Origin of the sequence: Fibrobacter sp. (genome assembly GCA_024399065.1) — a bacterium.
Taxonomy (GTDB): Bacteria; Fibrobacterota; Fibrobacteria; order Fibrobacterales; family Fibrobacteraceae; genus Fibrobacter.
In genome coordinates, this window is sequence record JAKSIB010000010.1 from 22,659 (window position 1) to 35,000 (window position 12,342).

The 12,342-nt window shown below is 49.3% G+C and carries 15 protein-coding genes; 4 read left to right on the forward strand and 11 right to left on the reverse strand.

Annotation, left to right across the window (positions count from 1 at the left end):
* Positions 1-3 precede the first annotated feature (3 nt).
* Complete coding sequence (locus MJZ25_06590; GenBank protein MCQ2123837.1) at positions 4-1,200, forward strand: peptidoglycan DD-metalloendopeptidase family protein; 1,197 nt, start codon at positions 4-6, stop codon at positions 1,198-1,200.
* Positions 1,201-1,203: 3 nt separating this feature from the next.
* Here the strand turns inward: MJZ25_06590 and thiE are convergent, their stop codons facing one another.
* The 5 genes from thiE to thiS (MJZ25_06615) all read right to left on the reverse strand — a co-directional run bounded on the left by thiE (position 1,204) and on the right by thiS (MJZ25_06615) (position 5,062).
* Complete coding sequence (gene thiE / locus MJZ25_06595; GenBank protein ID MCQ2123838.1) at positions 1,204-1,827, reverse strand: thiamine phosphate synthase; 624 nt, start codon at positions 1,825-1,827, stop codon at positions 1,204-1,206.
* A gap of 124 nt (positions 1,828-1,951) precedes the next feature.
* Entirely contained in the window at positions 1,952-3,241 is a 1,290-nt protein-coding gene (thiH, locus tag MJZ25_06600) for a 2-iminoacetate synthase ThiH (protein MCQ2123839.1), read from the reverse strand.
* 120 nt (positions 3,242-3,361) lie between these two features.
* On the reverse strand, positions 3,362-4,132 hold the full coding sequence (locus tag MJZ25_06605) for a thiazole synthase (GenBank protein MCQ2123840.1): 771 nt from the start codon (positions 4,130-4,132) through the stop codon (positions 3,362-3,364).
* 83 nt (positions 4,133-4,215) lie between these two features.
* Entirely contained in the window at positions 4,216-4,851 is a 636-nt protein-coding gene (gene thiF, locus MJZ25_06610; protein ID MCQ2123841.1) for a thiamine biosynthesis protein ThiF, read from the reverse strand.
* Between the two features lies 1 nt (position 4,852).
* The gene (gene thiS, locus MJZ25_06615) at positions 4,853-5,062 is read right to left on the reverse strand and encodes a sulfur carrier protein ThiS (GenBank protein MCQ2123842.1); all 210 of its coding nucleotides are present in this window, start codon (positions 5,060-5,062) and stop codon (positions 4,853-4,855) included.
* Between the two features lie 158 nt (positions 5,063-5,220).
* Between thiS (MJZ25_06615) and MJZ25_06620 the strand changes: the two genes are divergently transcribed.
* Together MJZ25_06620 and MJZ25_06625 are read left to right on the forward strand one after the other, a co-directional pair.
* Positions 5,221-6,279 (forward strand): FAD:protein FMN transferase, encoded by a 1,059-nt coding sequence (locus MJZ25_06620; protein MCQ2123843.1) that lies wholly within the window; start codon positions 5,221-5,223, stop codon positions 6,277-6,279.
* Between the two features lie 29 nt (positions 6,280-6,308).
* Entirely contained in the window at positions 6,309-7,814 is a 1,506-nt protein-coding gene (locus MJZ25_06625; protein ID MCQ2123844.1) for a hypothetical protein, read from the forward strand.
* 87 nt (positions 7,815-7,901) lie between these two features.
* Here the strand turns inward: MJZ25_06625 and MJZ25_06630 are convergent, their stop codons facing one another.
* The 3 genes from MJZ25_06630 to MJZ25_06640 all read right to left on the reverse strand — a co-directional run bounded on the left by MJZ25_06630 (position 7,902) and on the right by MJZ25_06640 (position 9,451).
* The gene (locus MJZ25_06630; GenBank protein MCQ2123845.1) at positions 7,902-8,888 is read right to left on the reverse strand and encodes a Gx transporter family protein; all 987 of its coding nucleotides are present in this window, start codon (positions 8,886-8,888) and stop codon (positions 7,902-7,904) included.
* A complete protein-coding gene (locus MJZ25_06635; protein MCQ2123846.1) occupies positions 8,872-9,210 on the reverse strand; it encodes a NusG domain II-containing protein in 339 nt (112 codons plus the stop codon). Before MJZ25_06635 ends, MJZ25_06630 begins: the two co-directional genes overlap by 17 nt.
* An 82-nt stretch (positions 9,211-9,292) precedes the next feature.
* On the reverse strand, positions 9,293-9,451 hold the full coding sequence (locus MJZ25_06640; GenBank protein MCQ2123847.1) for a ThiF family adenylyltransferase: 159 nt from the start codon (positions 9,449-9,451) through the stop codon (positions 9,293-9,295).
* 1 nt (position 9,452) lies between these two features.
* Here MJZ25_06640 and MJZ25_06645 point away from each other — a divergent pair, with 1 nt between their 5' ends.
* Entirely contained in the window at positions 9,453-9,614 is a 162-nt protein-coding gene (locus MJZ25_06645) for a hypothetical protein (GenBank protein ID MCQ2123848.1), read from the forward strand.
* Here the strand turns inward: MJZ25_06645 and thiS (MJZ25_06650) are convergent.
* From thiS (MJZ25_06650) to MJZ25_06660, 3 genes are all read right to left on the reverse strand, one after another.
* Positions 9,611-9,736: a sulfur carrier protein ThiS gene (thiS, locus tag MJZ25_06650; protein MCQ2123849.1), complete on the reverse strand. Its 126-nt coding sequence runs from the start codon at positions 9,734-9,736 to the stop codon at positions 9,611-9,613. The genes MJZ25_06645 and thiS (MJZ25_06650) overlap by 4 nt on opposite strands.
* Positions 9,737-9,783: 47 nt before the next feature.
* Positions 9,784-10,551, reverse strand: coding sequence for a lysoplasmalogenase family protein (locus MJZ25_06655; protein ID MCQ2123850.1), 768 nt, complete (start codon positions 10,549-10,551; stop codon positions 9,784-9,786).
* A gap of 67 nt (positions 10,552-10,618) precedes the next feature.
* Positions 10,619-11,992 carry an anaerobic C4-dicarboxylate transporter gene (locus MJZ25_06660; GenBank protein MCQ2123851.1) on the reverse strand — a complete coding sequence of 458 codons (1,374 nt, stop codon included), beginning with the start codon at positions 11,990-11,992 and terminating at the stop codon, positions 10,619-10,621.
* Positions 11,993-12,342 lie beyond the last annotated feature (350 nt).

Consider the following 12,342-nt stretch of genomic DNA (forward strand, 5'->3'; position numbering starts at 1 on the left):
CGCATGAGTTTGTTTGGGCAAAATAAATGGAGGTTCGTCCTCGCAGCCATTGTTGCAGCACTGTTGTGTTGCAGCAGTCCTGTACTCGCCGCAAGCAGCTCTACCGCAAAGTCAAAGCCCGCCAAGGAAAAAACAGTAAAGGAAAAGCCGGCCAAGGACACCAAGGCCGACAAGAAAAAAGCGGAGTCCAAGAAGGCTGAAACGAAAAAGCCGGAATCCAAGAAGGCTGACGACAAGAAGAAAGAAACTAAAAAGGCCGAGCCCAAGAAGACCGAGAAAAAGGTTCAAGACAAAAAGAAGCCCGTCAAAAAGGCCAAGTTCAAACACAAGTCCAGTTACGATGATACAGCCTCCGACGAAATTGACGTAGAGGACGTGGCACCGGCACAAACAGACGACACCGCAACAGAAGCCGTCCCAGCAGATTCTACAACAAAGAAAGTTACCATCCAGTCCGACGACCCCAAGGCATTCACCAAGGCACTACTTTACGAAAAAGAAGGTGTCGAGGTGGAGATTGTCGACGCCAAGGCCGCCAAGAAGGAAATTCCCAAGATCGGTTTTGACAAGGGCGACTACTTCGACTTTTCCACCATGCTTGTTCCTGTGACCCACGAATCCCGCTTGGGCTCCCCCTACGGAATCCGCGACCACCGTCTGCACCGCGGCGTAGACATTCACGTGGAGAAGGGAGAACCAATGCTTGCCGCCTACCCCGGAAAGGTGGTGGTGTCCAAGTACAACAAGGGCGGATACGGCCATTACGTTGTTGTGGAACACGAAGGCGGGTTACAGACTTTGTATGGACACCTGGCGGAACGCGCCGTCCGTGTGGGAGACATTGTTTTCCCAGGCGATATCGTTGGCCTTGCCGGCAACACCGGCAAATCCTCCGGCGCCCACCTGCATTTTGAAATCCGCTACAAGGACATCAACATCAACCCGGCCTCTGTAGTAAACTTCCCCAAGTGGGAACTTCAGCCCGGCGTAGAACGCATGTCCAAGAAAAAGATTGTCTCCGCCCACTATAACATGCAGAACAAACTAAAGAAAGAAAATCTCTACATTGTAAAGGCCGGCGACACCCTTAAGGACGTGGCCAACTACTTCTACATTTCCGAAGACGCCGTCTGCAGAATCAACGGATTGAAAAAAGACCAACCCTTGCGAGTTGGTCACAGATTAAAAGGAAGTAAATAGTTTTTACAGCGCCAGGAAGGCTGCCTTCAGTTCGCGGGTGGCGGCTTCGGGATCCGCGGCCTTCTGGATGGCGGACACGGCGCAAATCCCCTTGATGCCGGAACCAGCCAGAACATGGATGTTGTCCTTGTTCAACCCGCCGATGGCATTCACGGGAATAGGAACTGCCTTTACGATTTCCTTCAAGGTATCCACGCTGGTGAGGATGGTGACCACCTTGGTGGTGGTGGGATAAATGGCACCGACACCGCAGTAGTCCGCGCCCTGTTCGTAGGCTTCCAGAGCCTGGGGCACCGTCTTTGTGGTAGCGCCAATAATCTTATCCGGTCCCATGAGCTTGCGGGCCATGGCAACGGGCATGTCGCTCTGCCCCACATGGACACCTTCGGCACCAATGGCGAGGGCAACGTCTACACGGTCATCGATAATCAGAGGCACGTTGTAGCGGCTAGTGATTTCGTGGACACTTGCGGCAAGTTCCATGTACTCGCGGGTAGACTTGTTCTTTTCGCGAAGCTGGATAATGGTGGCGCCACCTTTGCAGGCAGCCTCCACAGAAGGCAGGAACTTTTCGGCAGGAACCGTAGAACTATCAGTGATAAAGTAAAGTGTTGTATCTAACTGCATAAAAACTCTAAGCTTAAGAAATACAATGTCTTTGCGAGGAGAGAATCGACGAAGCAAACGAAGCTTTTATTTTCAGGCATTTTCTGCTTCGATTGCCACGCCCTTCCGGGCTCGCAATGACATACTAAACGTAAAGGTAATCGTTCAGAACAGGCTGAAGGCCTTCGTCGCTGATGTCCTTGTACATGGTGTTGAAACTGCGGGCGTCGTTGATTTCGAACTGTTCATCACCGCCGGCACTTTCATCCACTTCGGAATTCTTCGTGACCTGACCGTCGTCCTTCTTGTACTTTTCTTCGTGGTCGCCAACGCCAGTAGACACGCCTGCAGAAACCTTGGTAGCAGCAATCTTTACGATGCCGTTACGGAATTCCTTGCTTTCGCGGCTGGAGACGGTAATGCCAACGAAGGGCATAAAGATACGGTAGGCGCAAAGCACCTGGCACAATTCCTTTTCGTGAACGTCCAGAGGATTGATCTTGTCGTTATTCACAATGGGACGGAGGCGGGGGCAAGAAAGGCTCATTTCAGCATGGGGGTACTTCTTCTGCAGATAGAACACGTGAAGTGCGCTGGCCAGGGCATCCTTGCGGAAGTCGGAAAGGCCAAGCAGTGCGGAGAAACCGCAGCCACGCATGCCACCCATGAGGGCGCGTTCCTGGGAATCAAAACGGTACGGATAAATTCTCTTATGGCCCAGCAAATGGAGCTGTTCGTAACGAACCTTGTCGTAGGTTTCCTGGAACACCGTCACATAGTCTACCCCGCATTCGTGGAGGTACTTGTATTCGTCAGTGTTCATGGGGTAAACTTCAACACCCACCATACGGAAATACTTGTGAGCAATCTTGCAGGCTTCGCCGATGTATTCCACACTGCTCTTGGCGCGGGACTCACCGGTAAGGATCAGCACTTCTTCCATGCCGCTGTCGGCGATGACCTTCATCTCGTGCTCGATCTGCTCCATGGTCAGCTGCATGCGCTTGATTTTGTTGTAGCAGTTGAATCCGCAATAGACGCAGTAGTTTTCGCAGTAGTTGGCGATGTACAGCGGAGTAAAGAAATACACCGTATTGCCAAAGTGCTTGCTGGTTTCCAGCTTTGCCTTCTGGGCCATCTTTTCCAAGTAGGGAGTGGCTGCCGGGGAAAGGAGCGCCTTGAAATCTTCTACAGTACAGGTGTGGTGGTCCAGAGCGGCCAGCACATCGCGGGCGGTGTACTTGCTAAAGTCCACGGAATCCACATGGCTCATCACCTTGTCGTGAATGTCGGACTTGATGATTTCCATGCCCTTCATGTACTCCATATGGTTGGAACGGGCAGAAGGATCAGTCTCGATGCGGTGCTTGCGTTCCAAGGCCTCGGGAGACAAAGTGTCGGAATCAATAAAATATCGTTCGTCGTTGTAGTTCATAATAGTGGCTAGTGGTTAGTGGCTAGTGGTTAGAGATTTGTGATTGACGGTTAGTGATGTCGGAAACGTTCTTTACCTGCATCCCCTGTTTACTAACCACTAATCACTGTCTACTAAAAACTAATCTCGCAGGAATCCTGTAAGGGGATCGCTGGCGGCGGCACCACGAACCAGCACGCGGCCCATACCGGAGAGGTAAGCGTTGCGGCCAGCTTCAATGGCGGACTTGAAGGCGGCGGCCATGCGAGGCAAGTCACCGGCGGTAGCAAGGGCGGTGTTTGCCATAACAGCGGCGGCACCCATTTCCATGGCTTCGCAAGCCTGAGACGGCTTACCGATACCAGCATCTACGATAATGGGAAGTTCGATTTCGTCGATGAGAATCTGGATGAAATCCTTGGCAGAGAGACCGCGGTTAGAACCGATGGGAGCCGCCAAAGGCATTACGGCAGCGGCACCTGCGTTTACCAAGTCGCGGGCAACGTTCAGGTCGGCGTGCATGTAAGGTAGCACCACGAAACCTTCCTTGGCAAGAATCTCGGTAGCCTTGATGGTTTCGTAGTTATCCGGCAGCAGGTACTTGGAGTCGCGCATGATTTCGATCTTTACGAAATCGCCGCAGCCCAGTTCGCGGGCAAGGCGTGCAATACGGACCGCTTCGTCGGCGTTGCGGGCGCCAGAAGTATTGGGCAGCAGGGTTGCACTCTTGGGAATGTAATCCAGGATGTTTTCATGTTCCTTGGTATTGGCACGGCGAACGGCGCAGGTAATAATTTCTGCACCGGCATACTGCACCGCAGCTTCAATCAGCTTCAGGGAGTACTTGCCAGAACCGAGAATAAAGCGGGAGTTGAACTCATGACCGCCAAGAACAAGTTTATCGTTTTCCATATCTTAGGGCGCGCCAAAGGCGCTTTGAGGTTTGAGGTTCGAGGTCCGAGGCTAAAGCCTCAAGACGAACAATTATTTTACAATTACGTTACCATTCCACAGATCAAGCGCACTACAGTTTGGGCTTCGTGGGCGGCGCAAGCCATGACGCGAGGGGCCACCAGCCCGATTCCAGCATTCACGTCGCTGACGCCATCGCCGCACAAATAAAAATTCTTTGACACGCGGCGGGTCTGGATGGAATTTGCATCACCGAAGCCAGCCATCCCGGAGGCCGCCACCAGCACCTTGCCATTTTCCAAGGCGGCATTCACCAGCATAGCCTTGGCTTCTGCATTATCAAAAGCCTCGCAAACTACGTCGGCCTTCCCTACCAGTTCCATAACATTTTCTTCTGTCACGCGAACCTGATGGGATTCCAGTTCGATGTAGGGCGCAATCTCCCGTAGATTCTCAGGCAGCGCAACAGCCTTGGGCATTCCCACCTGGCAGGCCTTGTACTGCTGACGATGCAAGTTGGTCACGTCCACGCAGTCAAAATCAATGAGAATAAGCTTACCTACGCCGGCACGAGCCAGCGCAATGGCCACGTTGGAGCCAAGCCCACCCAAACCGCAAACAGCAACAGTCGCACCCTGCAACTTTGCAACGTTTTCAGCACCCTGGCGAGTTTCCAGGGCTGAGAGCATTTCCTCTTTGGATGGAATTTGCGGTTCCAAGTTAACCGCCTCCTACAAAGCTGACCACTTCCAGGGAGTCCCCATCGGAAAGCATGGTTTCGGCGTACTTGGCCTTGGGCACAATGTTTTCGTTTAATTCTACAGCGATACGCTTGCAGTCATAATTTGTAGTAGCCAAGTAATCCGCTACGGACTTACCCGCAAACACGGTTCCATCGGCTTCGATGTCAATGCCATTGACTTTAATCATGGCACAAAATTAAAAAATTTGATTTTTGACGGCAACCAAACTTAAACCAACAGACCCATTCAGCATACCCCGCTCCAAAGTTAGCCTTTTTTAACTTTTTTCTCGCAAACCCCTTTAAAAGTTAGCCATAACTTATTATATTAGCTTAGTCTAAAATTATGATTCCAGCAAGATTCCTTTTTATAAGCCTTTGTTTCTTGATTTTCATCGCCTGTCAAAAAGACGATTCTGCCAACACACCAAAATCAACGGAATCCGCAAAATCCTTTGAGGCCATGAACACATTCATGTCGCTAAAAAGTTTCGGTACAGACCCAGAAAAAGCCAACGATGCCGTAGAGGCCCTGATCGCAAACATAGAAACGCAAATATCCACCACAAAAGAGGGCAGCTACATCTATAAACTCAATCACCTTAACGAAGGCGAAGAAAAATCCGTAGAAACACCCGCGCAGATCGCCAACCTGATTTCTTTTTCTTTAAGCATTGCCAAAGAAACGGACGGGGCCTTCAATCCAACACTATTCCCCATCATCCATTTATGGGGATTCACCACCGAAAAATATAGAGTTCCTTCGGATACGGAAATCAAGGAAGCCCTTACCGCCACCGATTTCAACAAGGTCTCCCTTTCATATCAAAACAACAACTCGGCAATCGTGACCATGAAAAACGGAATGATGATGGACATGGGAGCCATAGGCAAAGGCTTCGCAGGAGACCAGGCCATTCAATTATTGAAGGAAAAGGAAATAACATCCGCCATAATGGACCTAGGCGGAAACGTTCAGACTTTAGGCTGCAAGCCTGATGGAAGCCCTTGGAAAGTAGGCATTACCAATCCCTGGGGAGATGCCCCTATTGGCGGAATCGCCATTTGCAACAAGGCTGTCATAACCAGCGGTGGATACGAGCGTTATTTCGAGGAAAACGGGAAAAGATACATCCATATTTTTGACAGCAAAACTGGCAAGCCTGTAGATAACGATCTTGCCTCCGTTACCATAATCGCAGAATCCGGCATGTACGCCGACGCCTTATCTACGACCCTGTTTGTAATGGGTAAAGAAAAGGCCATTGACTTTTATAAAAAGAATCATGAAAAATTCCAGATGATTCTTGTAATGAATGATAAAACCCTGGTCTACACAGAAGGACTCCAAGACATTTTGACCATAACCTATCCCGTCAAAAAGAAAGCAATTATCAAAAACTAACAATCAAAAAAAACACATCAGGAGAAAAAATGAAAAAGAGCCATCTATCCCTTAGAATGGCAGGCTTTGCTGCTGCCATTACATTCGGTCTTACTGCTTGCGGTGACGAAGTTACCAAGTACTATGATTCCGATGGACATGAAATTTCCGTAATCGACACTTTGCTTGTAACGGAAGTTGTGAAGGAACAGGACACCATTAAAGTTTCCGAAGTCATCAAGGTCCCAGACACCGTCAAGGTTACCGAAGTGGTAACCGTCTATGACACCGTTTCCGCAACTGAAGTGATCAAGACTATTGATACCGTCAAGACAACCATCGTTGTCAAGGACACCATCCACGACACCATCAGCGTGGAAGTCATTAGGGAAGCTCCCGTTGAAGACTTGATGTACGGTACTGTCGCCCTTAGCTACGCCCAATATTTCTATGGTGAAATCAATGACGTGGCAGGCGAAAAGAATGCGGTCAAGGGCGTTTACGCTTCCCCCAGTGCATCCGCTGTAATGGAAGGCTACGACGCATTCACCAGTGCCACCACCAGCAAGTACGCCAACTTCAAGCAGCTTGATGCCGAAGTCGCCGACGGTAAGGCAATTTACAAGGGCGTCGCCAATGTAGACGTGGCCATCAACAAGGCTCTTTACGAAGACGCCATCGCCAACGGTTCCGAAAGCGACGCCAGCGATCTTTACAAGTTGATCAAGGCAGCAACCTGGTCTGAATCCGCAAGCGCTCCCGTAAACTACAAGGTCATCAATGCCGACGGCTCCGTCAGTAAGACCTACGGCTCGGTAGCAAACCGTACTCCCGCCACCGCAAGCATCAGCACCACTTCCAACTGGGGTAACTACATGGTGGACTTCACCGCCACAGACATTTTCGAAGTTACCGCAGCCAACCTTCAGGCCGTCGTGATCGAAGATGAATTCGGTGACAAGTACGGTTTGATTCCCAATGCACACGTTTGGATGCAACCCCGCGAATTTGCATTCAGCGTCCAAAAGCACACCGAATCCCACGGCAACACTTCTCCCTACGAGCAGTTCGAAGGCATTGGAGGCAAGCGTATTACCAAGGTTACCTACTTCGTAAAGGATAACCACAACGTCGCCCTGAATACCGACTTGTTCCTCCCCTTCCGCGCAAACATTACTGCAGGCAAGGCTAAGGTCACCGTCACCGCAGGCGCACGCGGCAACACCACAACCATCAGCGACTTTACCACTGAAGATGTAACATTCACTGTCGGCGACACCGTAGTCTTCAACGCCGATGCAATCAGCAACGCCTCATCTCTGAAGCTTACCGCCTATGGCGTAGCATCGGGCCGTAACGTTACCTACACCGACATCAGCAATGGCGGTACATTCTCCACCTCTTCACTCTACGTTGTATTCGACTCCAGCATTCTCCCGGCAGCTGGTGGCGAATTCACCTTCAAGTTTGAAGATGCAAGTGGCTTACAGGCAACCGTAACTACAAAGGTCAAATTCGAAGCCGCACCGGCAGCACCCTCCACCGGCGAAGAATAAACTCTAATACATTACGAATCGAGAACAGAACCTCCTGCCAACTTAAAGAGTACTCCTGGCGGGAGGTTCTTTTTATTTCTGATTTATCTAATCCGTAATTTCAGTGGTAGCCAAAGCTGTACGAATCTTCTTGAAAATATTGCCAGAGGAATTGCGCAAGACATTACTTAATCCTCTGAAATATTTAAGCGACAAGGCAATCAAGGAATTTCCCTGAGGTCGCAAGTTTGCAGCACATTGCGACAAGGCAGAAACTGCAGAAAGTTTCATGGCCTGACAAACACCATTTACCAGAGAACCTTCCGTCAAGTTAAATTCCCCGACAGAATAAAGAACCAGCCCCGATGGGGAAAGGACGTTTGCAATCAACACAAAAATCCATAAAGTCACATGAGGCATCAAGAGAATGCGACGACCGGAAATCTTTTGCGCTACAAAACTCAAAACAAGGCAAACACCAAGTACCTTCAAATCACTTTGCATCAGGGTAAATACCGCCATGGCGCAAATAGCAAAAACAATCCCCCAGATCCGATAGGGCGAACTAGTTTTCAGTTCAGCTTTGGAGCTTTGAATAATGGGAGCCTGTTCAGGAATATGCAAATGCAACGCCAAGAACGCCGTAAGGATGCTAGCAAAGAGGGAGAATAGCATCATGGGACCAAGCAAGGCGAAAGATCCCTGCCCCAAAAACAAACTTGCCAAAAGAATCTGTACCATAGTGCTTACCACCGCACCCACCATGGAAATTCCATACAGACCAATAAGTTTTTGAATTCGTCTTGTTCCGTAGAAAAGTCCATACATTACAATGCCAGAGGCCACCGACTGGGCCAAAGACATTACAAAGAAGGGAGAGAACAAGGTGCCAGCCATTAAGGACGATGCAATCGCCTTGATCAAAAGCAAGACAACAAACGCCGGGAAATCAAGACCGAACGCCAGCAAGACCACCGTATTTCCAAGGCCCAGCCTAAAGAAAGGGACCGTTCGAGGCAGGAACATTTCTGCATACGAAAACAGAAGAGTCAACGCCCCAAGATAGGCGATATAGTTTCTATCGCGCAACCGCATCAAAGCCCTCCGAATCTTCAACGTCTACGATGATTTTATTGGGAAGGCACACAAGAGGCTTTGCAAAACCTTGACGAATACAGATTTTGTTCGGACAAGGAGATTCTACAATGCGGGCGCGACCATTCTTGACCTGTACGGTGGTTTCACCTAAAGGTCCCGGGATCTTGTAGGATCCATCTTCTTTCAGGCTAAATTCATACATCCGGTCGGCAGCATGAACCACAATTCTATCCCCAGAAGCGGACATGGAACGAAAAATCATCCAAATGGAAACGGCAAGAATAACCAACAATAGAACAACATCAATGACTTTCATCATAACCAAATATAGCAAAAGTTAGCCTAAAACAACTTTTTCAAAACAACAAAAAAGAGCCTGCATTTTTCAGCAGGCTCTTATATTACCAATTCAAAAGCAAGTTTTCAGGCAGGGCAACAGCCTTCGCCTCACCCACCTGACTTGCCTTGTACTGCTGTCGATGCAAATTGGTAACGTCGACGCAGTCAAAGTCAATGAGAATGAGCTTGCCTACGCCGGCCCGAGCCAAAGCGATAGCCACATTGGACCCAAAGACCATCCAGACCACAGACAGCCACCGTGGCAGCCTGCAATTTCTGGACGTTCTCAGCACCTTGTCGTTCCACAAGGGCGGCAAGCATCTCTTCCCGAGAGGGAGTGCGCAGTTCACCAACTGCAGAACTTTCGCACCCAGCGGACATTAGCCGCCTCCCACAAAACTGACTACTTCCAGAGAGTCCCCTTCAGCAAGAAGGGTTTCGCCATACTTGGCCTTAGGCACAATTTCGCCGTTCTTTTCGATGGCGATGCCATTGACTTTAATCATGACCCAAAATTAAAAATTCTACAACCTCTCGGCAATACATCTACAAGCTACTTATGCCTGTACCCGCTCAAAGCCAACAGCACCAAAGCCGGGGTATAGAAGTACCACACAAAATTGTTGGCAACCGTAGCCACAATCTCCTGGGTGCTGTGATCCGGGCCCGTAGCCAGGGAAATTCCCACGCAGGCATCACAGCAAAAGAACAAGATCATCCCCCGCTTGATATCCTTGGCGTTTTCCGCCGGGAAATAGCCTTTCTTCGGAGCCTGCCAAGCCACCACCACAGAGCAAATCAAGAAGGTCGCATAGGTGCCCACAATGGGAATGGTGGGGCTTTCGAAAATACCGAACAGGTGAAGTGCGTTGCAAATGAACATGACCACGAAGGGGATGCAAATGATCCAAGGAACGCTATTGTCGGTATCGCTTATACGGGAGTGCCTAAAAATAAAAAGAGCCTGCACCACCATAAAGAAACAAATGCCTAACAAGGTGTAATCGGAGCTATGCTCAAAAAGGCTTGTGGCGTTATGCAAAATCTTTAGGCAGAAATCCGCACACAACGCCATAATGAACCCGGCCTGCAAAAAGCGTTTGTCCCGTTTACAAAGGGCTGATTTGCCGATGATCAAAGCCACAATGGTTACAATGGTGGTCACCGCAAACTTGGCGTAATTTTGAAAGTGGCTTGAATCTACAAGGCACTGCTCTACGGCTCCGCACTTGTAAAAAACGTACCAGTCGCGAATAAAAAATGCAACCGCAAGAACACCTACGATTGATAATGCTAAAACAACTTTTGTTCTCTTTTCCATGTCCATATAATAAATAAAATCCCTCGGAATGACCAAGGGATTTTTTGAAAATTTCCGTAAATGTTTTTTAGAAGAAAACCTTCACGATGAGGCTACCCACGATGGTAGAAACAATGACGCTGGTAAGGCCTGGCAACATAAAACTGTGGTTCAGCAGGTACTTACCAATCACCGTTGTACCGGAGCGGTCGAAGTTCACAGTTGCAATGTCAGACGGGTAGTTGGGAATGAAGAAGTAACCGTAGACACTGGGAAGCACACCCAGAAGCACAGCGCCTTCGATACCCAGACTGTAAGCCAGCGGAAGCATGGCCACCACTACGGCACCCTGGGAGTTAATCAGCACAGAAACTGCGAAGAAGGCAAAGGCAATAGCCCAGGGATAATGCTGCACAATATCCTTCAGACCACCCTGCATCACATCCATGTAGTTGGCGAAGTAGGTATCGGCAAGCCAGGCGATACCGTAGATAGCCACAACAGCCACCATACCGGACTGCCAAACAGCCCCTGCCACAGCCTTCTTGGGCTGAGCCTTGCAGAATATAATCATGAAGGCGGCTGCAGAAATCATCACAATCTGGATGATGATGTTCATGCCGATGGGCTTCATCTGGGCAACACCATCTACAATCTTACCTGTAGGAACAACAGGGCGAATATCATGGCCCGCAATCTGGAACAGAGAGAACATCACAATCACAGCAAGGGCTGCAAGGAAGATGTACACGGAGCGTTTTGCTTCCTTGGAGACCTTCATGTCCAGCACAGAGGCGGTGTTACCGTACATGTATTCGCGCTGCTGCGGGTCCTTCAGCTTTGCCTGGAACACAGGGTCCTTCTCCAGATCGAGACCGCGCTTGTAGCTGACGCCGGCGGCAGCCATCAGGCCACAAAGGCAAGCAGGAATGGTCACCGCAATCACCTGCAGGTTGTTGATTTCAAAACCATTGGCATTGGAAATCACCACGAAGGAAGCCACCGCAGCCGCAATGGGAGAACAAGTGATACCCACCTGGGAAGCAACAGATGCCACGGCGCAGGGGCGTTCCGGACGGATGCCCTTCTTCAAAGAAATGTCACAGATAATGGGCATGAGAGTGTAGACCACATGGCCGGTACCCACAAGAACCGTAAGGAAGAAAGTGCAAAGCGGAGCCAGGAAAATAATCTGGTTGGGGTGCTTACGCAAAAGCCTTTCCGCAATCTGGATCAGCCAATCCATACCGCCCGCAGCCTGCATAATACCGGCGCAGGTGACGGCAGCGATAATGATGTAGATAACATCGGTAGGCGGCTTACCCGGAGCCATGCCAAAGCCCAGCACCAAGATGGCAAGGCCAATACCAGAAATTGCACCCAAGGCAAGACTGCCGTAACGTGAACCCACGTAAAGGGCAGCAAGCACAATCAACAGCTGAATAATCATCACAGCAGTCATAAGAACTCCTTTTTAAGGAAATCTATCTCAAGATTTTTCAAAAGGGAAACTTTCATAAAAAAATATGATGATTTTTTAGATACAACAAAAGCGTTTCTAATTCTAGGAGTCGGTTCAGAAAACTTCTTTCAGCACTTGTTAACGATTTGGTTAACTAATGATGGCGTTTATCCGCTAAAATCAATGATATTAGTTAACACTTTGGTTAACAAGCAAAAAAAATAAATACCATAAGGGGCGAAACCCCTTCCATCGTCTAATTGTGAGCAAAAAGGAGTAACGTCGTAGGTTATTTAGTTTTTGCGTAAGCCATTATAGCGAAAAAGACCAGTCTTGCGACAGGTCTTTTT

What these genes read in the sequence shown, in the direction of transcription:
- MJZ25_06590 (MCQ2123837.1), top strand. Translation starts at nt 4, where the DNA reads ATGAGTTTGTTTGGGCAAAATAAATGGAGGTTCGTCCTCGCAGCCATT.
- thiE (MCQ2123838.1), bottom strand. Translation starts at nt 1,827, where the DNA reads ATGCAGTTAGATACAACACTTTACTTTATCACTGATAGTTCTACGGTT.
- thiH (MCQ2123839.1), bottom strand. Translation starts at nt 3,241, where the DNA reads ATGAACTACAACGACGAACGATATTTTATTGATTCCGACACTTTGTCT.
- MJZ25_06605 (MCQ2123840.1), bottom strand. Translation starts at nt 4,132, where the DNA reads ATGGAAAACGATAAACTTGTTCTTGGCGGTCATGAGTTCAACTCCCGC.
- thiS (MCQ2123842.1), bottom strand. Translation starts at nt 5,062, where the DNA reads ATGATTAAAGTCAATGGCATTGACATCGAAGCCGATGGAACCGTGTTT.
- MJZ25_06620 (MCQ2123843.1), top strand. Translation starts at nt 5,221, where the DNA reads ATGATTCCAGCAAGATTCCTTTTTATAAGCCTTTGTTTCTTGATTTTC.
- MJZ25_06625 (MCQ2123844.1), top strand. Translation starts at nt 6,309, where the DNA reads ATGAAAAAGAGCCATCTATCCCTTAGAATGGCAGGCTTTGCTGCTGCC.
- MJZ25_06630 (MCQ2123845.1), bottom strand. Translation starts at nt 8,888, where the DNA reads ATGCGGTTGCGCGATAGAAACTATATCGCCTATCTTGGGGCGTTGACT.
- MJZ25_06635 (MCQ2123846.1), bottom strand. Translation starts at nt 9,210, where the DNA reads ATGATGAAAGTCATTGATGTTGTTCTATTGTTGGTTATTCTTGCCGTT.
- thiS (MCQ2123849.1), bottom strand. Translation starts at nt 9,736, where the DNA reads ATGATTAAAGTCAATGGCATCGCCATCGAAAAGAACGGCGAAATTGTG.
- MJZ25_06655 (MCQ2123850.1), bottom strand. Translation starts at nt 10,551, where the DNA reads ATGGAAAAGAGAACAAAAGTTGTTTTAGCATTATCAATCGTAGGTGTT.
- MJZ25_06660 (MCQ2123851.1), bottom strand. Translation starts at nt 11,992, where the DNA reads ATGACTGCTGTGATGATTATTCAGCTGTTGATTGTGCTTGCTGCCCTT.